The organism is Mesorhizobium sp. M1163 (assembly GCF_040318415.1).
In the GTDB taxonomy this organism is placed as follows: Bacteria; Pseudomonadota; Alphaproteobacteria; order Rhizobiales; family Rhizobiaceae; genus Mesorhizobium.
In genome coordinates this window covers 255,593-277,312 of sequence record NZ_JAMYMF010000001.1, presented here as the reverse complement: position 1 = coordinate 277,312, position 21,720 = coordinate 255,593, and the positions used below count along the sequence as shown (strand labels likewise).

At 62.4% G+C, this 21,720-nt stretch carries 26 protein-coding genes; 20 read left to right on the top strand and 6 right to left on the bottom strand.

Going from position 1 to position 21,720, the window contains the following annotated elements; translation table 11 throughout:
* The first annotated feature begins 118 nt into the window (after positions 1-118).
* Positions 119-973 (top strand): SDR family oxidoreductase, encoded by an 855-nt coding sequence (locus NKH43_RS01395; protein ID WP_352856219.1) that lies wholly within the window; start codon positions 119-121, stop codon positions 971-973.
* A gap of 55 nt (positions 974-1,028) precedes the next feature.
* Here NKH43_RS01395 and NKH43_RS01390 read toward each other — a convergent pair whose 3' ends face one another.
* On the bottom strand, positions 1,029-3,089 hold the full coding sequence (locus NKH43_RS01390) for a N,N-dimethylformamidase beta subunit family domain-containing protein (protein WP_352856217.1): 2,061 nt from the start codon (positions 3,087-3,089) through the stop codon (positions 1,029-1,031).
* A 196-nt stretch (positions 3,090-3,285) separates the two neighbouring features.
* Between NKH43_RS01390 and NKH43_RS01385 the strand changes: the two genes are divergently transcribed.
* The 9 genes from NKH43_RS01385 to NKH43_RS01345 all read left to right on the top strand — a co-directional run bounded on the left by NKH43_RS01385 (position 3,286) and on the right by NKH43_RS01345 (position 12,311).
* On the top strand, positions 3,286-4,059 hold the full coding sequence (locus tag NKH43_RS01385) for an SDR family NAD(P)-dependent oxidoreductase (protein WP_023716546.1): 774 nt from the start codon (positions 3,286-3,288) through the stop codon (positions 4,057-4,059).
* Positions 4,060-4,139: 80 nt separating this feature from the next.
* Positions 4,140-5,462, top strand: coding sequence for a histidinol dehydrogenase (gene hisD / locus NKH43_RS01380; RefSeq protein ID WP_352482878.1), 1,323 nt, complete (start codon positions 4,140-4,142; stop codon positions 5,460-5,462).
* 15 nt (positions 5,463-5,477) lie between these two features.
* On the top strand, positions 5,478-6,500 hold the full coding sequence (locus NKH43_RS01375; protein WP_352856215.1) for a zinc-dependent alcohol dehydrogenase: 1,023 nt from the start codon (positions 5,478-5,480) through the stop codon (positions 6,498-6,500).
* A 31-nt stretch (positions 6,501-6,531) separates the two neighbouring features.
* Positions 6,532-7,263: a histidine utilization transcriptional repressor HutC gene (hutC, locus tag NKH43_RS01370; RefSeq protein WP_352856213.1), complete on the top strand. Its 732-nt coding sequence runs from the start codon at positions 6,532-6,534 to the stop codon at positions 7,261-7,263.
* A 215-nt stretch (positions 7,264-7,478) separates the two neighbouring features.
* Positions 7,479-8,480 carry an ABC transporter substrate-binding protein gene (locus tag NKH43_RS01365; RefSeq protein ID WP_502897790.1) on the top strand — a complete coding sequence of 334 codons (1,002 nt, stop codon included), beginning with the start codon at positions 7,479-7,481 and terminating at the stop codon, positions 8,478-8,480.
* A gap of 97 nt (positions 8,481-8,577) precedes the next feature.
* A complete protein-coding gene (locus NKH43_RS01360) occupies positions 8,578-9,375 on the top strand; it encodes an ABC transporter permease (protein ID WP_245278504.1) in 798 nt (265 codons plus the stop codon).
* Between the two features lie 10 nt (positions 9,376-9,385).
* Entirely contained in the window at positions 9,386-10,168 is a 783-nt protein-coding gene (locus NKH43_RS01355; RefSeq protein WP_031193294.1) for an ABC transporter ATP-binding protein, read from the top strand.
* Between the two features lie 399 nt (positions 10,169-10,567).
* Positions 10,568-10,936, top strand: coding sequence for a YciI family protein (locus NKH43_RS01350; RefSeq protein WP_352482873.1), 369 nt, complete (start codon positions 10,568-10,570; stop codon positions 10,934-10,936).
* Between the two features lie 118 nt (positions 10,937-11,054).
* On the top strand, positions 11,055-12,311 hold the full coding sequence (locus tag NKH43_RS01345; RefSeq protein ID WP_352816945.1) for an RNA polymerase sigma factor: 1,257 nt from the start codon (positions 11,055-11,057) through the stop codon (positions 12,309-12,311).
* 84 nt (positions 12,312-12,395) lie between these two features.
* Here NKH43_RS01345 and NKH43_RS01340 read toward each other — a convergent pair whose 3' ends face one another.
* From NKH43_RS01340 to NKH43_RS01325, 4 genes are all read right to left on the bottom strand, one after another.
* On the bottom strand, positions 12,396-12,803 hold the full coding sequence (locus tag NKH43_RS01340) for a PIN domain-containing protein (RefSeq protein WP_352856208.1): 408 nt from the start codon (positions 12,801-12,803) through the stop codon (positions 12,396-12,398).
* Positions 12,793-13,023 carry an AbrB/MazE/SpoVT family DNA-binding domain-containing protein gene (locus NKH43_RS01335; protein WP_023716557.1) on the bottom strand — a complete coding sequence of 77 codons (231 nt, stop codon included), beginning with the start codon at positions 13,021-13,023 and terminating at the stop codon, positions 12,793-12,795. Before NKH43_RS01335 ends, NKH43_RS01340 begins: the two co-directional genes overlap by 11 nt.
* A gap of 100 nt (positions 13,024-13,123) precedes the next feature.
* The gene (locus NKH43_RS01330) at positions 13,124-13,549 is read right to left on the bottom strand and encodes a type II toxin-antitoxin system VapC family toxin (protein ID WP_352482869.1); all 426 of its coding nucleotides are present in this window, start codon (positions 13,547-13,549) and stop codon (positions 13,124-13,126) included.
* Positions 13,549-13,791, bottom strand: coding sequence for a type II toxin-antitoxin system Phd/YefM family antitoxin (locus tag NKH43_RS01325; protein WP_352856206.1), 243 nt, complete (start codon positions 13,789-13,791; stop codon positions 13,549-13,551). The genes NKH43_RS01330 and NKH43_RS01325 overlap by 1 nt, the downstream gene beginning before the upstream one ends.
* Before the next feature lie 199 nt (positions 13,792-13,990).
* Between NKH43_RS01325 and NKH43_RS01320 the strand changes: the two genes are divergently transcribed.
* The 6 genes from NKH43_RS01320 (at position 13,991) to NKH43_RS01295 (ending at position 16,471) form a co-directional block, all read left to right on the top strand.
* Positions 13,991-14,314 (top strand): ArsR/SmtB family transcription factor, encoded by a 324-nt coding sequence (locus NKH43_RS01320; RefSeq protein WP_023716560.1) that lies wholly within the window; start codon positions 13,991-13,993, stop codon positions 14,312-14,314.
* Positions 14,311-14,721 carry an SRPBCC family protein gene (locus tag NKH43_RS01315; protein WP_352856204.1) on the top strand — a complete coding sequence of 137 codons (411 nt, stop codon included), beginning with the start codon at positions 14,311-14,313 and terminating at the stop codon, positions 14,719-14,721. The genes NKH43_RS01320 and NKH43_RS01315 overlap by 4 nt, the downstream gene beginning before the upstream one ends.
* 74 nt (positions 14,722-14,795) lie before the next feature.
* The gene (locus NKH43_RS01310; RefSeq protein ID WP_352850582.1) at positions 14,796-15,188 is read left to right on the top strand and encodes a VOC family protein; all 393 of its coding nucleotides are present in this window, start codon (positions 14,796-14,798) and stop codon (positions 15,186-15,188) included.
* 86 nt (positions 15,189-15,274) lie between these two features.
* Positions 15,275-15,505, top strand: coding sequence for a hypothetical protein (locus tag NKH43_RS01305; protein ID WP_023716563.1), 231 nt, complete (start codon positions 15,275-15,277; stop codon positions 15,503-15,505).
* A gap of 4 nt (positions 15,506-15,509) precedes the next feature.
* Positions 15,510-15,980 carry a DUF1801 domain-containing protein gene (locus tag NKH43_RS01300; protein ID WP_352856202.1) on the top strand — a complete coding sequence of 157 codons (471 nt, stop codon included), beginning with the start codon at positions 15,510-15,512 and terminating at the stop codon, positions 15,978-15,980.
* Positions 15,981-16,072: 92 nt separating this feature from the next.
* Positions 16,073-16,471, top strand: coding sequence for a DUF1801 domain-containing protein (locus tag NKH43_RS01295; protein ID WP_352856329.1), 399 nt, complete (start codon positions 16,073-16,075; stop codon positions 16,469-16,471).
* Here the strand turns inward: NKH43_RS01295 and NKH43_RS01290 are convergent, their stop codons facing one another.
* Positions 16,472-17,380 carry a dihydrodipicolinate synthase family protein gene (locus NKH43_RS01290; protein ID WP_352590435.1) on the bottom strand — a complete coding sequence of 303 codons (909 nt, stop codon included), beginning with the start codon at positions 17,378-17,380 and terminating at the stop codon, positions 16,472-16,474.
* 265 nt (positions 17,381-17,645) lie between these two features.
* Between NKH43_RS01290 and NKH43_RS01285 the strand changes: the two genes are divergently transcribed.
* The 4 genes from NKH43_RS01285 to NKH43_RS01270 all read left to right on the top strand — a co-directional run bounded on the left by NKH43_RS01285 (position 17,646) and on the right by NKH43_RS01270 (position 21,682).
* Complete coding sequence (locus NKH43_RS01285; protein WP_352856200.1) at positions 17,646-18,743, top strand: Gfo/Idh/MocA family protein; 1,098 nt, start codon at positions 17,646-17,648, stop codon at positions 18,741-18,743.
* Between the two features lie 11 nt (positions 18,744-18,754).
* On the top strand, positions 18,755-19,414 hold the full coding sequence (locus NKH43_RS01280) for a ThuA domain-containing protein (RefSeq protein WP_352816952.1): 660 nt from the start codon (positions 18,755-18,757) through the stop codon (positions 19,412-19,414).
* A 157-nt stretch (positions 19,415-19,571) separates the two neighbouring features.
* Positions 19,572-20,771, top strand: coding sequence for a mannonate dehydratase (uxuA, locus tag NKH43_RS01275; protein ID WP_352856198.1), 1,200 nt, complete (start codon positions 19,572-19,574; stop codon positions 20,769-20,771).
* Positions 20,768-21,682 carry a PfkB family carbohydrate kinase gene (locus NKH43_RS01270; RefSeq protein ID WP_352856196.1) on the top strand — a complete coding sequence of 305 codons (915 nt, stop codon included), beginning with the start codon at positions 20,768-20,770 and terminating at the stop codon, positions 21,680-21,682. The genes uxuA and NKH43_RS01270 overlap by 4 nt, the downstream gene beginning before the upstream one ends.
* The last annotated feature ends 38 nt before the right edge of the window (positions 21,683-21,720 follow it).

The window sequence follows — 21,720 nt, the reverse complement described above, 5'->3', positions numbered from 1 at the left end:
GGAGTTTCCAGTTGGTTACCGGAAAATGGCGGTAACCGCAAGATACGTGGTTTCCAATGGTAACGATGGCCGCTATTCGAAGGCTCTCCAATCACACAACCACGAAATGGACTGAACGATGTATGCAATAACTGGAGCAACAGGACAGCTTGGCCGTCTCGTGATCGAGGCACTGCTGAAGACCATTCCCGCCGACCGGATCGTCGCGGCGGTTCGCAATCCGGCAAAGGCCAGCGATCTGGCGGAGCTCGGTGTGATCGTAAGGGAGGCGGACTACGACCGTCCCGACACGCTCGCCCCGGCCTTCGCCGGCGTCCAGAAACTGCTACTGATTTCGTCGACCGAGGTCAGCGGCCGCCTGCCGCAGCATCGGGCGGTGATCGAGGCAACCCAACGCGCCGGAGTTTCGCTGATCGCTTACACCAGCATGCTGCATGCCGACACGTCTTCCGCAACGCTCGCAATCGAGCACCGGCAGACGGAGGAGGTCATCGCGGACTCGGGCGTTCCCGCCGACATCCTGCGCAATGGCTGGTACACCGAGAACCATCTGCTGGCGCTTCCGGCGGCTCTGGAGCACGGCGCCTTCGTCGGCGCCGCGAAAGACGGGCGTTTCTCGTCCGCAGCGCGGCGGGCCTATGCCGAGGCCGCAGCCGTGGTGCTGACGACCGACGACCATGCGGGAAAGACGTACGAGCTCGCCGCAGACCAAGCCTTTACGCTCGCCGAGCTTGCGGCGGAGGTCTCGCGGCAGTCGGGCAAGGCTATCGCCTACAACGATTTTTCCCAAGCCGCCTATCAGGATGTGTTGGCGGGGGCCGGGCTGCCGGCCGACCTCGCTGCGCTTCTGGCCGATACCGACGCCGCAGCCTCACGCGGAGCGTTGTTCGATGACGGAGGCGCCCTCGGGCGGCTGATCGGTCGTCCGACCACTTCGATGCAAAGCCTCGTCGCGGCCGCATTGCGCGGTTGAAGGCTGGGCTCAGCGACTTGAGGATGCGGTCTTTCTCGTAATGAGACCAATCAGCTTATCGATTTTCTCGGCCGGGTTCTCCTTTCGTCGCGCCGAGGCGGTTAAGCAGATTAAACGTGATCCTGCCGACATCGTTCATGGCGCCTGCGGCTGGCAGCGCGCCGCACCAGGCAACCGAGCTTGCCGAAAAGATCAAGCCGCCTGCTGCGAGCTTTCGCAGGGTCATTTCGGCGCAGCGGCGGGCGATGCGTTGCGTATCCCCGCCCTCGCACCAGCGCGTCGGATCCTGGAAGAAGCTGTCGGGAAATCCCGTCGCACGCGCGATCACGACGGTGTCCGCGGATGTGCCGAGGGCTGGATCCGTCGCATCCACTTCGTAGCCCGCGGCACCGCCCAGCACGATGCCGTCCGAACCGAAGGTCGCATTTTCAACGCCTTCGAACAGCCATGCGCATCCTGCTTCATGGCTTTCGTCAGTGCGCGTGAAGGGGCGTGCGCCTTCGAATCCCATCAGTGAGATCGCGCCACCGATCAGCGAGAATTCGCCGCGGCCACGGGAGCGGAGATAGCCGCCTGGTTCGTTGGTGATCGACAGCGCTTGTTCGGCGACCGGGCCGTCCCACGTGCGGCCGGCCTCCAGCGGCGAGCGCCGCAGCTCCATCAGATCGTCCTTGAAAGCCACAGTGGCGGCGAAGCCGTTTCCGCCGAGATAGGCGATGCTGCCGCCTTCGGCCACAAACTGCCGCAGCGCCTGCTCCATCTCGATCGACATATATTCGGGATGACTGCCGGTGACGACCGCTTGGTGTCCACGCAGACCGTCTATACCGCATTCGTGCAAATCATGATCGGTCATGACGTCAAACACGATTCCATTGTCGTGGCAGAATCGGAGGAAGTGCAGATCGACCGGCAAATTGTGTGGGCAGCCGCAGAGGGGATAATCGTAATCGTCCCTGAGCGTCACTTTCGGCTTTTTGTAGGAGCAGATAGAAACGCCGCTAAGGTCGGAGTGGTAGTCGTAAAGAGACTTCAGATTGTTGGCGACCGCGAAGCGATGTCCCCGGTCGTCGCTTTTCCATTCATAAAGATGATCTGGGAGATATTCGTCCGCATAAGCGAGATAGGTGGCCGTCGGCACGAGATACAACAGCGGCGACGAAACCTGTGATGAGGTGACGAAGAACACCACGCGTTCGTAGCTATCCTCCCATTCGATCTGGAACGCGTAGACGCCTGGGCGTGCGTTTTCAGGGATTGTCACGCAGTGCGATGCCGGCCACTCAAGCGGGCCGATGTCGTCGTCGTGGCAATGGATAGCGTCGTAGTGCGACGGCACGAAGCGAGGTTCGAAGCTCGATCCGTCCCAGCGTGCCGAAGTCATGCAGAAGGCTGGCTGATTGATCACATCGAGGAGCAGCGGATCTGCTCTGCCCGACGACAGGATCGGCTGCGTTGGTAACAGCGTCGGGAAATCCCAGGCAATGGTCCCCTGCGGTGTCTCGAGCCGGATCGCGGCAAATTTCGCGTTGAGGGTAGGTTCGTGGTGAGTAGCACTTGCGCCGAAATGGATGCCGTGCGCTTGAAGGTTCCGCGCAGGGCTGCCAAAACCTTCACGAAGTTCGTAAGGCGCGAGGAGATCATGCGATTTGATCCGCAGACGCGGCTGCTCCTGCCGCAGATCCAACTCGACAGTGAGCCACACACCAGTTGGCGCCTTCCTCTCGACAAAGGTTTCGCCGCCGATTTCCAGGGCAAATGCGCCGTCGCGGAGGCGCAGCCCGAGGGCGCCTGCTTCCAGGATCGTACGCGCACCTCCGTTGCGCGTGAGGAACAGCTCAAAACGAATGCCGTGGACGGCTTGTACTTTGGCCAGTTCGCCGGCTCGCACGAACAGGAACGACCCTTGGTCGAAATGCCGATGCCGTGGTTCACCCACCGCTTCGATGGGCCAGGCCAGAAATTCCGGAGCCAGCTTGTCGACTCGGCAAATTCGTGTGGCCTTTATCGGCCGATCGCATGACAGGCTGAGGTTGATCTGCTGGCCTGCTTTGGCACTCCAGGGGGTGGTATAACCAACCACGCTCATCGCGTCGTGGTCTACTGCGCGCTTCATCTATCCTCCCGATGAACTCCAGATGGGCTGCGGCGAACCGCGCAGACCGGTACGATGCCGGCCAATACGCTGCCGCTCTGACAAGCAACGTTCCGCATGGCGCACTACCGCCATATGTACATGCTTGTATAGATAAGCTGCATTCGGATAGTCTCGACGCGATCGGTCCAAGCGCGACATTACCAAGGAGGATGACATGCGCAACGCATCTCTCTTCGACCTGTCAGGCAGGAAGGCGCTTGTAACCGGCGCAAGCCGTGGCATCGGGCGCAGCATCGCCGAGGCGCTCAGCGCAGCCGGCGCCGACGTCGCGATCACGGCGCGCAGCGTGGCCTCGCTCGAGGAGACGGTGGCCGCCATCCGCACTGCCGGCGGGGCCGCGCATGCCATCGCCCTGGACGTCACCGATGTCGACCAATGCCGGGCGGCGACAGCCGAGGCCGGCAGCCTGCTCGGAGGTCTCGATATTCTCGTCAACAATGCGGGTGTGGAAGAGGTCCGGCCCTCGCTCGATGTCGACGAGGCCTTGTGGGACAGGATTGTCGATACGAATCTCAAAGGCGCCTTCTTCTGCGCCCAAGCCGCCGCGCGGCAGATGAGAGACGCCGGACGGCCCGGCGTCATTATCAATCTCTGCTCGTTGACCTCCGAGGTCGGGATTCCCACGGCGGTGCCTTACGGCTCGTCGAAATCAGGCCTCCTCGGCATGACGCGGGCGCTTGCGGCGGAGTGGGCCGATCTCGGGATCCGGGTCAACGCCATCGCGCCTGGCTATTTCAGGACAGCGATGACAGACGTGTTCTACAGCAACGAGGCATGGCAGCAATCGATGCTCGCCAAGATTCCGCAGCGCCGTTTTGGTGATCTCTCGGACCTGCACGGAATCGCGGTGTTCCTCGCTTCGGATGCGGCAGCCTACATAACGGGCCAGTCCATTCCCGTGGATGGAGGCTTTCTCGCATCGATTTGAAGGCTTCAGGGACTGGAGACGTGTCCCAGAAGTGATCGACAAGCGCTAACCGTGATTGCGTACTAAGAAAAGGAGCCGCCATGTCTGACGTCAGCTTCCACCGCCTGTCATCCCTCAGTGTCGATCAGCGCGCCAATTTACTTAAACGCGCCGAAGGAGATCTGTCTTCCTTCATCGAAAAGGTCCGTCCAATCATCCAGGCCGTCAAGAATGAAGGTGACGCCGCCTTGCTCCGGTTTGCGCGCGAGCTCGACAAAGCCGATGTTGCCGACGGTGGACTGAAAGCTTCGGAAGCGGAGTTCGATGCGGCATTCGACAAGGTCGACAAGGATGTCGTGGAGAGTATCCGGTTTGGCATCGAGAACATAAGGCATTTCCACGAGGAGCAGCGCCCGGAGACGATGTGGCTCAAGGAAGTTCGGCCTGGCGCCTATGCGGGTGACCGATACACACCGATCGCTTCGGTTGCGCTTTATGTTCCGCGCGGCAAAGGCGCCTTCCCCTCGGTGACGATGATGACCTCGGTTCCGGCGGTGATTGCCGGGGTTCCGCAGATCGCGATCGTGACGCCTGCGACTTCGGATGGTTCCGTCGATGCCGCGACGCTGGTTGCCGCCCGCCTCGCCGGCGTGGAGACCGTGTACAAGTGCGGCGGCGCCCATGCGGTTGCCGCTGTCGCCTATGGAACCGAGACTGTGAAGCCCGCCGTCAAGATCGTCGGACCGGGGAGCCCGTGGGTAGTGGCGGCAAAGAGCGTGTTGTCCCCGATCGTCAACACGGGTCTCCCCGCCGGTCCGTCCGAAGCGATCATCTTTGCCGATGACAGCATCGACGGCGGCCTGGCCGCTCTTGACCTGTTGATCGAGGCCGAGCACGGGCCGGATTCGTCCGCCTATCTGGTGACGCACAGCCGCAAGGTCGCCGAAGCCGCGTTGATTGCGATACCGGAACACTGGTCCCGGATGACCGAACAGCGCGTGGAGTTCTCGCGCGCCGTGCTCACCGGAAAACGCGGCGGTATTGTGCTGACCGAATCGCTGGAGGACAGCTACCGCTTCATCAACGACTATGCGCCGGAGCATCTCGAGATTCTGTCAACGGAGCCATTTGCGCATCTCGGACGTATCACAGAAGCCGCCGAGATCCTCATGGGGCCGCATACCCCGGTGACCCTCGCCAACTTCGTCCTCGGGCCCAATGCGGTGCTGCCGACCAGCCGGTGGGCGCGAACCTTCGGACCGCTTTCTGTGACGGATTTCGTCAAGAGATCATCAGTCGGCTATGTGACCTCGGCCGCCTATCCGGAACTCGCACTGCATGCCCGCAGGCTCGCCCGTTACGAAGGGTTCAGCTCGCACGAGAACGCGGTTTCGGAGATCCGCGATCGCTATCTCGCCGGCTGAGCGGAAACGATGATGATGAGGGCGGCACGACTCCATGGACCCGGCGACTTGCGCGTCGAGAATATCGCCGCGCCAGGCGCTCCCGAGGTGGGCTGGGTGAAGCTGAGGGTCGATGCCGCAGGCATCTGCGGTTCCGATCTCCACAACTTCCGCACGGGCCAGTGGATAAGCCGGTCGCCTTCGACGGCAGGCCATGAACTGACAGGCACGGTGATCGCCATCGGCGAGGGCGTGGACACCGTCGCTGTTGGCGACCGAGTGGTCGCCGATTCCCGCTTCTGGTGCGGAGAGTGCGCGCAATGCCATGCAGGCAGGCGGCATCTTTGCACGTCGCTGGGCTTTGTTGGCGAAATATGCGACGGCGGATTTGCCGAACAAGCGGTTCTGCCCGCACGCCTGCTGCACGTCGTCGATACCGCGCTTGACGAACGGGTCGCGGCGATGGCCGAGCCGCTGGCTGTAGCGTTGCATGCAGTGCGGCGTCTGCCGAAAACGGTCGGCTCCGTTCTTGTCGTCGGCTGCGGCACCATTGGCGGTCTTGCCGCGCTGCTGCTCTCTCGAACCTTCGCAGGTACCGTGCTCGTCGCCGATCGCAACCCTGGCCGATGCGCCCGGGTGGCGCGGGTGACAGACGCCAGCATCGTCGACTTGAACCGGGACGCCATTGCCGCGGCGACCGCGGACGCCCCCTTGCTCGCTGCCGTCGAAGCGACCGGCAGTATCGCAGCACTCTGCCAGCTGCTGGGCGTTCTCGATGCCGGCGGCACCGTTGCGATGGTCGGCATATTCCATGGGCGCCTCGATATCGATCCCAACATCCTGGTTGAACGCGAAATCACATTGCTGGGATGCCACGCCTTTGCAGATGAGCTTCCCGACGCCATCCGGATGCTCGGCGAATTGACCGAGCCCATGGTCGAACTGATCGACCGCGAGATCGGTCTGGATGATGTTCCCGCAGCCTATGAGCGGCTGTTGGCGGGGCAGGGCGATGGCTTGAAAACAATCATCCGGATGCGGTCTGCCGGGCGCGTGTGATTTCCGAACGTTGCCGGAAAGGATTTTTGAAATGATCACTTTGCCCGACACCGCCAGCCCTCTTTACGAGAAGGTCAAGGACTACATCCTGACGAACATCGGAACGGGGCGATGGAGCAAGGATCGGAAGCTGCCGTCCGAAAATGAATTCGTGGCGACACTCGGCGTGTCTCGGATGACGGTCCATCGTGCCTTGCGGGAGTTGACCTCTGCGGGTTTTCTGATCCGGCTCCAGGGCGTCGGCACATTCATCGCGCCACCTCGACCGCAATCCGCACTGATCGAAATCAACAACATCGCAGCGGAAATTGTCGCGCGGGGAAACAGGCATCGCTCCGCGGTTATCGTCCTCGAAGAGATCATGCCGACAAAGGAACTCGCGCTTTCGTTCGAGTTCGCAAAGCGCGCGTCGGTCTATCATTCCATCGTCGTCAACTTCGAGAACGACCTGCCTGTGCAACTGGAAGAGCGCTTCGTCAACCCGGGCCTGATACCCCACTATGACAAGCAGGATTTTTCAAGGACGGCGACCTACGACTATCTCATGCAGAAAACCCCGGTGACGGAGGTCGAGCACATCATCTCGGCGACCCCTGCCGATGCCGAGACGGCGCGGTATCTGGGCATCGATGTCGGCAGCTGCTGCCTGCTTCTGCATCGCCGGACATGGACGGGCGCCGTCGTTGCCACGATCAGCAAGCTGACTTACGTTGGAAGCCGCTACTCGCTTGGCAGTCGGTATTCTCCGTCCAAAAAAACCTGATCGCAGTGAAGCGATTCAGAGAGGTCTGACTTGTATATGCATGTATGTATTTAGCCTTGACATCCGCTGTTGCTGACGTTGAAGTGTCGTCGCACTTCGGTTGAACTGACGCTAAGATGCCGAGGCACGGTGCCGCAAGAGCAGAAGCCCGCATTCTCACCAGGCCGGATGTTTGGTTCAAAAAAAGCGGCCTGATCATCAAGGGGAACAAGACGATGCGTAACCTAGCAGGACAATTTCGGGCACTCGTTATGGCTGCTGCCGTCGGGTTCGCCCCGGCGGCCTACGCGGCCGATACAACCATTCCGGCGACGCCTGAGGCAGGAACATTCAAGATCGGCATCGAGCCATGGCTTGGCTACGGCCAGTGGCACGTCGCCGAAGCCAAGGGTCTGTTCAAGGCAAACGGGCTGTCCGACGTACAGATCGTGAACTTCGCCGAGGACAAGGACATCAACGCCGCCTTGGCCAGCGGCCAGCTCGATGCCGCCAATATCGCGACCCACACGGCCATGGGCATGGTTGCGGCCGGCCTGCCGGTGAAGATCGTGCTTCTGCTCGACGTCAGCATGACGGCGGACGCCATGATCGCCGGCAAGGACATCGCGTCCGTCGCTGACCTCAAGGGAAAGCAGGTCGCTTTCGAGGAAGGCACGACCAGCGACATCCTGCTCAAATACGCGCTGGCCAAGAACGGCATGTCCATCGCCGATGTCCAGCCGGTTCCGATGCCGGCGGCGGATGCCGGCAGTGCGTTGATCGCTGGCCAAGTGCCGGTCGCGGTTACCTATGAGCCCTATCTCACCGCGGCCAGGGCGCAGAACAAGGATGTCAAGCTGCTCTTCACCGCGGGCGAAGATCCCGGCCTGATCAGCGACGTGTTCGTGGTGCGCGATGAGGTGATCGAGTCGCGTCCCGGCCAGGTGCTTGCCATGATCAAGACCTGGGATGCGGCCCTGAAGGCCTACAACGCCGACACGCCCGACGGCCGGGCGATCATCTCCAAGGCGGTCGGTTCGAGCGTCGAAGACCTCAACACCGCCTTTGATGGCGTGCGTTACTATACTCTCGCCGAAAACAAGGATGCGCTGACGGGCGAATTTTCCACCAAGACATTCGCCGATGTCGAGGCGGCCGCCAAGAACGCCGGGCTGCTTCAGGCGGACGTGACGCCGGAGCAGATGATCGACCCGTCATTCGTCAAGGCCGCGAAATGACGAGGGCCGGCTCGCGGTGGTGACGCAAATGTCCGAGCAGCGTGCGACCAAGCCAAGCCCGTCTCACGCAGCACCGGGGCCGGTGACCAAACAGCCGATGCGCCGTCGCCGATCCTCCGGGATCGGCGCGCCTATCGCACGCTCGCGCTTCCTGATGATAGCGGTGGCCGTCTTTGCCGGCCTCGGCCTCGCCTGGTGGGCGGCAACGGGGCTGGGGCTGGTAAAGCCGATTTTCCTGCCCTCGCCGGGAAGCGTGGTGACCCAACTCGGCAAGCTCGCGGGTGACGGCACGCTGTGGCTGGATCTCAGGACCTCGATATACCGTATTTCCATTGGCTTCCTCATCGCCTCGGCATTGGCGATTCCGATTGGCGTGCTGATCGGCAGTTTCAGGACCTGGGAAGCCGCCATCGAGCCGCTTGTGGATTTCATCCGTTACATGCCGGTGGTCGCTTTCGTGCCCCTCTCCATCCTGTGGTCAGGGACGGGCGATGCCCAGAAGTTCCTGATCATCTTCATCGGCACCTTCTTTCAGCAAGTGCTGATGATCATGGACAATGTGAAGCGGGTTCCCGCTGATTTCATTGGTCTTGGCAGGACGCTCGGGCTGCCGGATCGCAAGATCCTGACGCGCATCGTGGTTCCCAGCGCCTTGCCAGGCATCTGGGATACGTTGCGCATCAGTCTCGGCTGGGCCTGGACCTGGCTGGTGTTGGCGGAACTTGTCGCGGCGACATCGGGCCTCGGCTACCGCATCACCGTGTCCCAGCGTTATTTCCAGACAAACACCATCATCGGCTACATCCTGCTGCTGGGCGTGCTTGGTCTCATCACCGACCAGGTCATGAAGGCACTGGGAAAAGTGCTGTTTCGGCAGGAAGGCCACGTGCAATGAGGCCGGGCCGATGAATTTGCCCAAGCTGCGGATCAAAGGTCTCCACAAGAGCTTCGGCACGGGCGCGCGGCGCACGGAGGTGCTGCGCGATATCAATCTCGATCTTGCCGACAACGAGTTCGTCTCGCTGGTGGGCACGTCGGGTTGCGGCAAGAGCACGCTGCTGTCGATCGTTGCCGGACTGCAGGATTTTGACGCGGGAGATCTTGCCATCGATGGCGCGCCGATCCTGCAGCCGGGCCTCGACCGCGGCGTCGTTTTCCAGTCCTACACCCTGCTTCCCTGGCTGACGGCGCAGCAGAACATCGAGTTCGCCCTCAAGGCCGCGGGTCATGATCGCGCGACATGTCGCAGGATAGCGCGCGAGCATCTCGATCTGGTCAAGCTCCCGCACAGCGCCAATCGCTATCCGTCTGAGCTTTCGGGCGGCATGAAGCAACGTGTGGCCATAGCGCGTGCTCTTTCCTATCGACCCAAAATGCTTCTGATGGACGAGCCCTTTGGCGCGCTCGATGCCTTGACCAGGCATCAGATGCAGGAACTCCTGACGCAGATCTGGGAGGAGCACAGGCTCACCGTGCTCTTCGTCACCCATGATGTGGAAGAGGCGGTCTACCTGTCGGACCGCATCGTTGTGATGGGGATCGGCCCGGGACGCATCATGCAGACCTTCAATGTCGACATCGAGCGCCCGCGCCGGGAAGAGGTCATGGAAACCCCGGCTTTCATGGATTTGCAGCGCAGCGTGCACAAGGCGATCCGCGAGGCTTCAAAACGTCCCGAAATGGTTTAGGCGGGTCACTCATGCGTGTCAGGTCCAAGAGCAGCGCAACGAACGCGGCTGGGCGCGGGGATCGTCTCGGAAGACGGAGTTTCAGCCGGATGACGCCTGATGCCGCTACGGATTGCCGATCACAAGCCGGTTCACAGGTTCATTCGCGGCCGTCTGAAGGGTAGCAGGAGCTTCGCCCGATCAAGGCGTTCATGAAACTCGTGTTCGAGCTTGTGACTCGGGCGCCCGTCAAGCGCCCAATCTCAATATCGCACCGTCGCGATTCCTGACCCGGAAGCGGCCATTGGCGTCCCGCGCCTCAACCGTCGAAAAAAATTTGCAGGACAATGTCGATTTCCTAAACTCCGTTCGTCGTTCCGATGCCGGCCTATGAGGCCGGCTCAAACAAGGAGACAGACGATGCGTGTGATGGTGCTCGTGAAGGCTACCGAGGACAGCGAAAAGGGCTTTCTCCCCACGCCCGAGGCTAAGGAGGCGATGGAGGCGATGGGCAGATTTAATGATGAGCTGCGCAATGCCGGCATCTTGCTCGACGCCGACGGCCTCAAGCCCTCCTCGCAGGGCAAGCGCGTTGCGTTTGATGGTTCCCGCCGCACCGTCATCGACGGGCCTTTCGCCGAGACCCGCGAGCTGGTCGCCGGCTTTTGGCTTTGGGAAGTCAAGGATATGGACGAGGCGGTCGCCTGGGTGAAGCGCTGCCCCAATCCCATGCCGGGACCGAGCGAGATCGAAATCCGGCCGCTGTACGAGATGGCTGATTGGCAATGAAAATCTGATGCCGGAGGTCACGGAAATCCATGACCGAACGCGCGAGAAGCTCAGCGGCAACCGAGACTGTCGGCCGCAATCTGCTTGCCTCCGTTATGGCTTTGGCCGACAAGGCAGCATGACTGCAGGCGAGACGCACCAGGCGATCGAAGCGATTTTTCGCATTGAACGGGCCCGACTCATCGCGGGTCTGGTCCGCCTCGTGCGCAATGTCGACCTTGCAGAGGAACTGGTGCAAGACGCCCTGGTCATAGCCCTGTCCGAATGGTCCAAGGCCGGCGTGCCGGCCAATCCCGGCGCTTGGCTGATGACGGCCGCCAAACGCCGCGCCATCGACGCGATCCGTCGCGACAAGATGCGCGGGCGCAAGCATGAGGAGATCGCGCGGGAGCTTGACGGCGAGTGCAACGGCGCGGCCGAGGTGATCGAAATGGCTATCAACGACGATCTTGGCGACGAGCTGCTGGGCCTCATCTTCACAGCCTGCCACCCTGTACTTTCGGCCGACGCCCGCGCGGCGCTCACGCTGCGTGTCATCGGCGGTCTGACGACGGACGAGATCGCCCGTGCTTTCCTGTCGAGCGAGGTGACGATCGCCCAGCGCATCGTCCGCGCAAAGAAGACGATCGGAAAGGCCGGGCTCAGCTTTGAGGTGCCGCGCGGCGCCGAGCGTGCGGCGCGTCTGTCCTCGGTGCTGGAGGTCATCTATCTCATCTTCAATGAAGGCTATGCTGCCACGGCCGGCGACGACCTTGTCCGGCCGGGCCTGTGCCTGGAGGCACAACGGCTGGGCCGTATGCTGGCGGGGCTGATGCCCGAGGATGCCGAAGTGTTCGGCCTGCTGGCTCTGATGGAAATCCAGGCATCGCGCCTGCCCGCACGCATCGGGCCGGACGGCGCGCTCTTGACCCTGACCGAGCAAAACCGCGCACGCTGGGACCAACTGCTGATCCGCCGAGGCCTTGACGCGCTGGCCCGCGCCGAAGCTCTCGGGGGCGATGGCCCCTATGCGTTACAAGCCGCGCTTGCAGTCTGCCATGCGCGGGCGCGCAGTCCGGCCGATACCGATTGGCCCCGCATCGCAGCGCTCTACGACCGGCTGCGAGCAGTGATGCCCTCGCCGGTGGTCGATCTCAATCGAGCGGTCGCCCACAGCATGGCCTTCGGGCCTGAGGCGGGCCTGCGGCTGGTAGACGAGATTGCCGGCGCCGCCGCCCTGCGCAACTATGCGCCATTGCCGGCAGCGAGGGGCGACTTTCTGTTTCGGGCCGGCCGGCTGGCCGAGGCCCGCGCCGAATTCGAGGCGGCGGCCAAGCTCACCCGCAACGTACGTGAAGCGGCCTTTCTCCTCGCCCGCGCCGACGCTTGTGGTTGAAGCATCGCTCTCCGTGCCTGAAGCGCCGCTCGGTATCACCGAAAGTAGCCAGTGCGCTCGCGGCGAGCTCCTTCAATAAGCCGATCAGCTCGCAACGCGAAAGGGATTAACGATGCGCAAGCCATCGTCGAGCGCCATTCCGTGCTGCATATCCTCTGACAAAAGTGTATCGCAGCCAGCGTGAATCGCCGCGGACGCGATCATCGCGTCATAGGTGGAAAGGCTGTACCGCTCGGCGAGCCTCAATCCTGTTTCGTGGGTCTCGAGCGTGAGCGGATGAACCGTCAACAGGCCGCGCAGCATGGTCAGCAGCGCATGCGTGTCGGTCCATGACATTTGCATCTTCCGACGCGCGACGTTGGCGAGTTCGTTGAGAACCTGCACGCTGATCGCCCCGCCAGCAGCGATGGCCGCCTCGGCCCGATCAGCCTTCGCCGTATCGCTTGACGCGATATAAAGTAGGACATTGGTATCAAAAAAACTAACGGGCATTCGCCTTGTCCCGATCGAATTTGAAGTCAGCGGGGAGCCGACCACGGAAGGCGCGGAGACGCTTCAGCAACTCCTCGCGCCCGGGCTTCCGCGCCACGCCAAGCTGGCGGGCGTCAGCGACATGGATTTCGATCTCATCGCCTTCCCTGAGTTCAAGCGCTTCGACCACAGCGGCGGGAAGGCGGACCGCAAGACTGTTTCCCCATTTGGCGACCTGCATGCCACTTCCTCTCCTAGATATACGCCAGGAGAAATGTATATCCAGAAGTGGTCGAGATCAAGGCAACTCGGGATATATGCATTTGAAGGAGGAGCCTTGATCATGCCAGCAACTGCGTCGGCACGCCGAGTATCGGCCCTGCCTCGGCGAGCCGCTGGTCGAGGGTTCGCACCGTGGCGCCATGCTCGGATGCCGTCGCGAGGTGCAGGGCGTCGCCAGCACGAAGCCCGAGCGTATGCTGATCGGCGAATTTCGCGGCGACCCGAAAATGCCCGCCCGTCACCGGCAGCACGGTGAAGCTCTCGGCGACCAGCTTGTTGAACATCGCGAGCGCTGCTGCGCGCTGCTCCAGGTCAATCTGTCCAGTCCGAAGCTTGATCGCCATGGCGGAGGACATCTCGGTGATGGTCCAGTCGCTGATCACAAGTTGCGCTGGGTCCTGCTCCGCCAGCCAGCCCTGAACGCGCGCGGTCATGGCTTCGTTGGATAGCGCTGCTACGATCAGCGAAGTGTCGAGATAAAGCATCAATAGCGATCGCCATCTCGCATCGATCGCACCAGATCGGCGGCGGCCTGAGCCTGCAGAGGCATGGTTGCGGTCAGGGATTGGAGCAGGACGGCGTCGATCCGCCTGCGGGGGCGGGCCACAGCCGTGAGTCGGGCGACCCGCTTGCCACGCCGGGTGATGTCGATCGAGTCTCCAGCCTCGACCCGGTCGACGAGCTCGCTCAGATGTGCCTTGGCGTCCGCCAGATTGACCACGCCCATGTCACGCTCCTGACCATGTAGATGGTCATATAGCGCATCACGCTTAACGATTCCAGCGCAGAGTACGGCGAATGAGCAACTGGCTGCGTGAGCGAAGCAGGTGATCGCTCCTGCAACGAGAATTATGCCGCTTTCCGCTTGACTAATACATATCCCGATGGTTATACATCGATCAATAGCCGAAGGGTTATCGATCCCAATGCCAAACGCTCACGATGTACTCTTCAGAACGCTTGCCGATCCGACTCGGCGCGCTATTTTTGAGCGACTGTGTCGCGAAGGAGAGCAGACGGTCGGGGCTCTGACGGCTCAGGCGGGGATCTCGCAACCGGCCGTGTCGAAGCATCTCGGGGTTTTGAGGCAGGCGGGGCTGGTGCGCGACCGCCATGCAGGACGACAGACCCACTATAGCGCGCAGCTTGCTGCGCTTGCCCCCCTGATCGACTGGACAAGCCAGATGACCGGGTTCTGGCAGAGCCGGTTCGACGACCTCGAAGACCTGCTCAAAAGGATGGACCAGTGAACGAAATGGCGACCGAAACACTCTCCGTCATTGTCGAAAGGGAGATCGCTTATCCGCCTGAGAAGATCTGGCGCGCGCTCACGCAACCACACTTGATCGAGGAGTGGCTCATGAAAAACGACTTCAAGCCTGTCGCGGACCACCGTTTTAATCTTCACGCAGCCTGGGGCTCCGTCGAATGTCAGGTCCAGACGGTCGAGCCGAACAGAACGCTGACTTACACGTGGGATACCAAGGATCTCAAGAGTGTCGTCTCCTGGACCCTCACCCCCACGAGTACCGGGGTCCGCTTGCGCATGGAGCAGTCGGGCTTCCGGCCGGATCAGCAGCCTTACTTCCGGGGTGCCAAAGTCGGCTGGCCGAGGTTCTTTGACGATCTGGAGCAGGTTCTGGCGCGGACGGATTGAGGTCCGCGGGCGCTATTCAAGCAGGGGCTCTGTTACAGACCGGCAGATGGCGGGGCGATAATGGAGGCAAGCCAATGAAGATCAAGTTGACCAAAGTATACGTGGATGACCAGGAAAAGGCTCTGGGCTTTTACACCGAAACGCTCGGCTTTACGAAGAAGGCCGATTTCAGCAATGGGCCGTTTCGCTGGCTGACCGTCGCATCACCCGACGAGCCGGACGGTGCCGAGCTGCAACTCGCGCTCAATGACAACCCGGCCGCAAAGACCTACCAGAAAGCCATGTTCCAGCAGGGCCAGCCCGCGGTCATGTTCTTCAGCGACAACATCATGGGCGACTACGAGCGTATCAAAGCGCGCGGCGCCGAATTCACCATGCCGCCGACCGAAGTAACCGGCTCGACCATCGCCCAGCTGAACGACGGCTGCGGTAATCTCGTTCAAATCACCCAGCTGGCGCGCTGGTAAGGCACGCGTTCAGTGGCGTGGCTGCCCGGCGGGAGTCGCCAAACGGGCCGCCGATCCGCTTCGGTTCGTCTTCAGAGGAGGTCTCAATGGATTGGAACAAATGGGTTCGGCAGATCCACCGCTGGCTGTCGATTATCTTTGCGGCGGTCGTCGCCGCTATCTTCATCAGCCTGGGGGCAGGCAAGGAACCCGCCTACTGGGTATACCTCTTGCCGCTGTTTCCGCTCGGCTTGCTCCTGCTTACCGGTCTGTACATGTTCGTGCTGCCTTACGCTCCCAAGTGGCGCAACGCAGGGGGCACCGGCGCATTGGAGTGAACGCATGGCCAACAAGACGTCCATCAAGTCATTGGCGGTCGCGAAGAAGCCCGCCGCCAACCCTGCCGCTGCCAAGCCGGTCCTCCTCGCAGGCGGCAACCCGCAGATAGCGAAGGCCGATGGCGACGCCCCTGTGCAAGCCTACATCGCGGCCATGCCGGGCTGGAAACGCGACGTCGGGCGCCGCCTCGACGCGCTCATCGTGCGCAGCGTGCCCAACGTGCGCAAGGCCGTCAAATGGAACTCGCCCTTGTATGGCGTAGAGGGTCAAGGCTGGTTCCTCAACTTCCATTGCTTCACAAAGTACATCAAGCTGGCTTTCTTCCGCGGCGCGTCGCTGCATCCTGTCCCTCCAGGCGAGTCCAAGCACAAGGACGTGCGCTACCTCGATATCCGCGAGGACGACCAGCTGGACGAAGCTCAACTCGCCGCCTGGGTGAAGCAAGCCAGCCAATTGCCAGGCGAGCGAATGTGAGTGGGAATGCCAGTCATTCCCGCAAACCCCGTGCCGATTAACGGTATTCATGTGACCGGCGAGCGGCAACAACCCTAGGGAAAGCGACAATGATGATGAAGAGTGGCTCGATGGAAGGAAATGCAGGCAACTCTCCCTCTCAGCTGATAGATGCGAGGATCAGCGAGCTGCGCGATTGGCGAGGCAAGACGCTTTCGCATGTCCGCGCTCTCGTCAAGCAGGCCGACCCGGAAGTGGTCGAGGAGTGGAAGTGGCGAGGCGTTCCGGTGTGGTCGCACGCCGGAATAATCTGCACTGGCGAGACCTACAAGAACGTCGTGAAAGTGACCTTCGCAAAGGGCGCCTCGCTGCAGGACCCTTCAGGCCTGTTCAACTCCAGCCTCGAAGGCAACACCAGGCGCGCCATCGATATCCGTGAGGGCGAGGCTATAGATGAGAATGCGTTCAAGGCGCTGATACGCGCTGCTGCCGCCCTGAACGCTGCCCGATAGTCAGCTCCGGCCGATATGGTCGGCCAGCGGGCCGAGAGCGGCGAGCAAAGCTTCGCCGCTGGTCTGCGTTGCATTCTCGTGCGGCGCGCGCAGGTTCAGCCAGCGCCTGTCGCCCGATCGTGCTGACAGGACCGCCTTCATCGCAGCGATGAGGCCGGCATCCTGGATGATTTTGCGGAACGCCTTGATGCCGGCCTCCGCGTCAGTAATGTCCTCTCCCGCCAGCGTTGCGTCATAGAGGGCCCGGATCGCTGCCGCATTCAGATTGACCGTCGCCGAGATGCACCCCGCAGCACCGTTGGCGAGGCCTTTCGTCAGCTGTGCTTCCGAGCTCGGAAACACCGCGACCTTTGGGGCTGCCGCAATGACCGCCGCGGTGTTGTTCCAGTCACCGGCACTGTCCTTGTAGGCCACCACGACATCGGGAAACGCTTCGCTCAGCCGGGCGGTCAGCGCCGGGCTCACCGGTACGCCGGAATTCTGCGGGATGTGGTAGAGGATCATCCTCATCGCCGGGTTCGCCACCCGTTCGATCAGCTCGCTGTAGTAGCGGGCCTGTCCGTTGTCGCCGGCGGCCGTATAGAAGAACGACGGCAGCACCATCACCCCGGCACAGCCGAGACCGACCGCATGCGCCGTCAGCTCGACGGTTTCGGCAAGTGCTGTGACACCGGTGCCGGGCATCAGATGGCTTGGCGAAATGCCGGCCTCGACCAGCCACTCCAGCGCTTGCATGCGCTCGCGCAACGAGACGGACAACGCCTCGCCCGTGGTACCGAACGGCGACAGGAAATGCGCTCCCTGATCCAGCACCCACTTGGCGTGTGATATCCAGAGGTCGCGGGCAATGCGGCCGTCGTTTTCGAACGGCGTCAGGATCGGTGCGATGGTTCCTTGTGGGCGGATCATGTGCGTCCTTCTACCGGTGAAAATCGGTGCAGTGCTCAACGCCGGCATCAAGAATGTCGAGCAAGCTACATGAAGCAGTGTTGCTGAGTACCGGGCGTTCGACCTCGAAAGCAAGCGGCTCGCGCATAGGCGCGCGATTGTGATCGGGCCGCGGTTCTGAGGCTCTCGAGGTAAATCCTTTTCACGGGACAACATCGCCTGGCCGAAAAGGGGGTGACAAACGAGTTCTGCTGTTTCATCAATGCCGCCTTTTGAGGAGAAGCCCATGCGGAGGATCGGTGTCGGCATCATTGGCTGCGGCAACATTTCAGACGCCTATCTGAAGGCGTCGCCACAATTCCCGGTGCTCGACATTGTCGGCGTCACCGACATCAACCGGACGGCAGCTGAGGCCAAGGCAGCGGCCTACGGCCTGGCTGCCATGCCGATCGAGGCGCTGTTAGCCGATCCCCGCGTCGAGATCGTGCTCAACCTGACCACGCCGCAGCATCACGTGCCGGTCGGTTTGCAGGCTGTCGGGCAAGGCAAGCACGTCTACTCCGAGAAGCCGCTAGCAACGACGCTCAGCGACGCGGAGCGGCTCGTCGCGGCCGCACGCGAAAAGGGCGTGCGTATCGGCTGCGCACCCGACACCTTTCTTAGCGGCTCCCACCAGACGGCGCGGCGGCTGGTCGATGAGGACACCGTTGGAAGCATTGTCGCCGGCTCTGCCTTCATGCAGGTGCCCGGCCACGAGCTCTGGCATCCCAATCCAGATTTCTACTATCAGCCCGGCGGTGGGCCGATGCTCGACATGGGACCTTACTATCTGACCTGCCTGGTCAATCTCCTAGGCCCGGTAAAGTCGGTGACCGGGCAGGCGAAGTCATCCTATGCCACTCGTACCATCGGTTCTGGACCGCGCCAGGGCGAACCCATCCAGGTCGAGGTGCCGACCCATATTTCCGGCCTGCTCGCATTCGAGAACGGGGCGGCGGTTTCGATCACCACCAGCTTCGACGTCTGGAAGCATGAACACAATCACATCGAACTCTACGGAACCACGGGCTCGATGATCGTCTCCGATCCTAATCAGTTCCAGGGCGACATCAGGACCAGCCAGCGCAAGGGCGACTGGAAGGTGGCCGATCAGATCCATTCCTATGGCGACGGCAATTACCGGGGCCTCGGCCTTGCCGACATGGCGCAGGCGATCGTCTCCGGCAGGCAACACCGCGCCAGTCTCGAGCTTTCCCTCCATGTCCTGGAAATCATGGAATCGATCATCTCTTCAGCAGAGATAGGGCAGCGTATCGACCTCAGATATGGCTGCGCCCGGCCGGCGCCGATGCGCGCCGACCTGCCTTTCGGAATTCTGGAATAGGGAATAATGCGATGAGCAAGACGGCATTGATTTTCTGGGGCGGCTGGGAAGGTCACACCCCGGCCCGAAGCGCCGAAATCGTCAAGGAGATGCTGGCCGGCAACGGCTTCGACGTGCAGCTGGAACAGGGGACTTCGGCGCTTGCCGATCCGCAGTTGGGCAAGCTCGATCTCATTGTCCCGGTGATCACCATGTCGACGATCGAAAAGCCGGAGCTGCAAAACCTGACCAGCGCCGTCGGGGCCGGCACCGGCCTTGCGGGCTTTCACGGCACGATGTGCGACAGCTTCCGCAACGAGCCGGAATACCAGTTCATGACCGGCGGCCAGTGGGTCGCCCATCCCGGCAACATCATCGACTATCACGTCGATATCACCAGGCCAGACGATCCGATCGTGCAAGGCATCGATAGTTTCGCCTACCGTTCTGAGCAGTATTACATGCATGTCGATCCGACCAACGCGGTGCTGGCGACAACGACGTTTACCGGCGAGCATCTCGACTTCATCGCCGGCGTCGTCATGCCGGTCGTCTGGAAGCGCCGCTACGGCAAGGGCCGCGTCTTCTATAGCGCGCTCGGCCACACCGCCGATGAGTTCGCCGTGCCGCAAATGCGCACGATGTTCGAACGCGGCGCGATTTGGGCCAGCCGAAACTCGGACCTTGCGTAGCCGTTCGATCTGAACGCCAGGTGTCGTTGCAGTCTTTTCAAGGAGCAAAGCCGCCCCCGACGGTATCTCGCAGGGTCCCCGAACTGCAATCGATTGACTGCCATGGTAGCATCCAATACACCACCGGTCATCGGGGAATTCCGCAGTTGGGGGTCGAATGGAGCAGACGTGGCGATGGTTTGGCCCGGGCGATGCGGCAACGCTTGCCCATGCCAGGCAGGCCGGCGCGACCGGCATCGTGACGGCACTGCACGACATCCCTTACGGCGAAGTCTGGCCGATCGACGCCATCAGGCACCGCCAGGCGCTGATCGAGGCGGATCCGGCGATGGGCCTGAAATGGAGCGTCGTCGAGAGCGTCCCCGTGCACGAAGACATCAAGCTCGGCCGCGGCGATCTTGACCGGCTCTACGACAATTTCAGGCAGACCTTGCGCAATCTCGGCGCCTGCGGCGTGCGCACGGTCTGCTACAACTTCATGCTGATCCTCGACTGGACCCGCACAGACCTGGCTGCGCCGCTGCCGGGCGGCGGACGGGCGCTCCGCATGAACATGCACGAGCTTGCCGCATTCGATTGCTACATGCTGCAGCGCAAGGGATCGGAGCGCGACTATGCGTCCGATGTTCTCCAGCGGGCAAGCGAATGGTTCGAGACGACGCCGGACACGGCAAAAGAGCGTCTGCTCGCCAACATCATGGCCGGCCTGCCGGGCGCCTTCAAGCGCTACGACATAGCGGAATTGCGCGAAGTGGTGGCCGAGCAGTCGAGCCTGTCGCATGAGCGGCTGCGCGAGAACCTCGTCCGTTTTCTCGAAAACGTGTTGCCGGCCGCCGAAGAGGCGGGCGGCACGCTGGCGATCCACCCGGACGACCCGCCGCGCGATCTCGTCGGCCTGTGCCGGATCGTCAAGAACGCCGACGACATCGCCCTTATCCTGGACGCGGTGCCATCGGCCCATAGCGGCCTCACCTTGTGCACGGGGTCGCTGGGCGCCAACCCGGCCAATGACCTGCCCGCCATCGCCAGGCGCTTTGCGCACAAGATAAACTTCGTGCATCTCCGCAACGTCAGCAAGGACCCGGACGGCTCGTTCATGGAATCGGAGCATCTGAGCGGCGATGTCGACATGGTCTCGGTGGTCTCGATCTTGCTCGACGAGCAGCAACGCCGCCGCGACGCCGGCGAACCGGCGGCGCTGCTGCCGTTTCGCCCGGATCATGGCCACGAGCTGATCGATGACGCCGCGCGGCACACCCATCCCGGCTACCCCGTGATCGGCCGTCTTCGCGGCCTTGCCGAACTGAGAGGCGTGATGACGGCGATTGCCCATCAGCGCGGCTACCGGCTGCAATGACGGCGCCCCGCCTGCTTTGTGTCGGCGCGCTCACCTACGACACGATCTTGCGCCTCGATGTCCTGCCCTCCGGCGCCGGCAAGTTCCTGCCAAGCGAGGCCGTGCAGATCGCGGCCGGCATGGCGGCCAGCGCCGCCGCGTCGGCCAGCCGCCAGGGCGGACACGTCTGGCTATGGGCAAGCGTCGGCGACGATGCCGTCGGCCGCGATGTCATTGGCCAGATGGAGGCGGAGCGGGTCGACTGTTCGCTGGTGCGCAGGGTCGAGGGCGGCCGCTCGGCCATTGCTACGATCCTGGTCGACGCCGCCGGCGAACGTATGATCGTGCCCTTCTACGATGCCGTCACGCAAGCCGATCCGGACCGCCTTCCACCCGCGGATTTTTCCCAGTTCGACGCCGTGCTGGTCGATGTCCGCTGGCCCGGAGCCGCCGCCCTGGCGCTGGCGAAAGCTCGTGAATACGGCATTCCGGCGGTCCTTGACGCAGATGTCGCGTCGCGACCGGTGCTCGACCGGCTGCTGCCGATCGCCTCGCATGTCGTTGCTTCGCTGCCGGCGGCACGCATCCTTTGCGGTCCGGAGATATCCGCCGGTTCTGCCGTTGCTATCCTCGGCGAACGGACCGGCGCCTTCGTGGCCGTCACCGATGGGGCGAACGGCACCGCGTTCCAGCACCCGGGTGGCAATGATGTCCGTCACCTGCCGTCGCCGCGGGTCGAAGCCGTCGACACCCTGGCGGCAGGCGACGTGTTTCACGGCACCTTCGCCCTCGGTCTGGCCGAAGGTTGGGACGAAGAGCGGGCCATAGCAGTGGCCAGCGCCGCCGCCGCCCTGAAATGCCTGCGCTTTGGCGGACGTGTTGGCGCACCGACGCGCGCGGAAACGCTGGCTTTCATGCAAGGATCGGCATGATGCCGGACACGCTTGGGCCGGCTCCGCGGAAAAGAGCG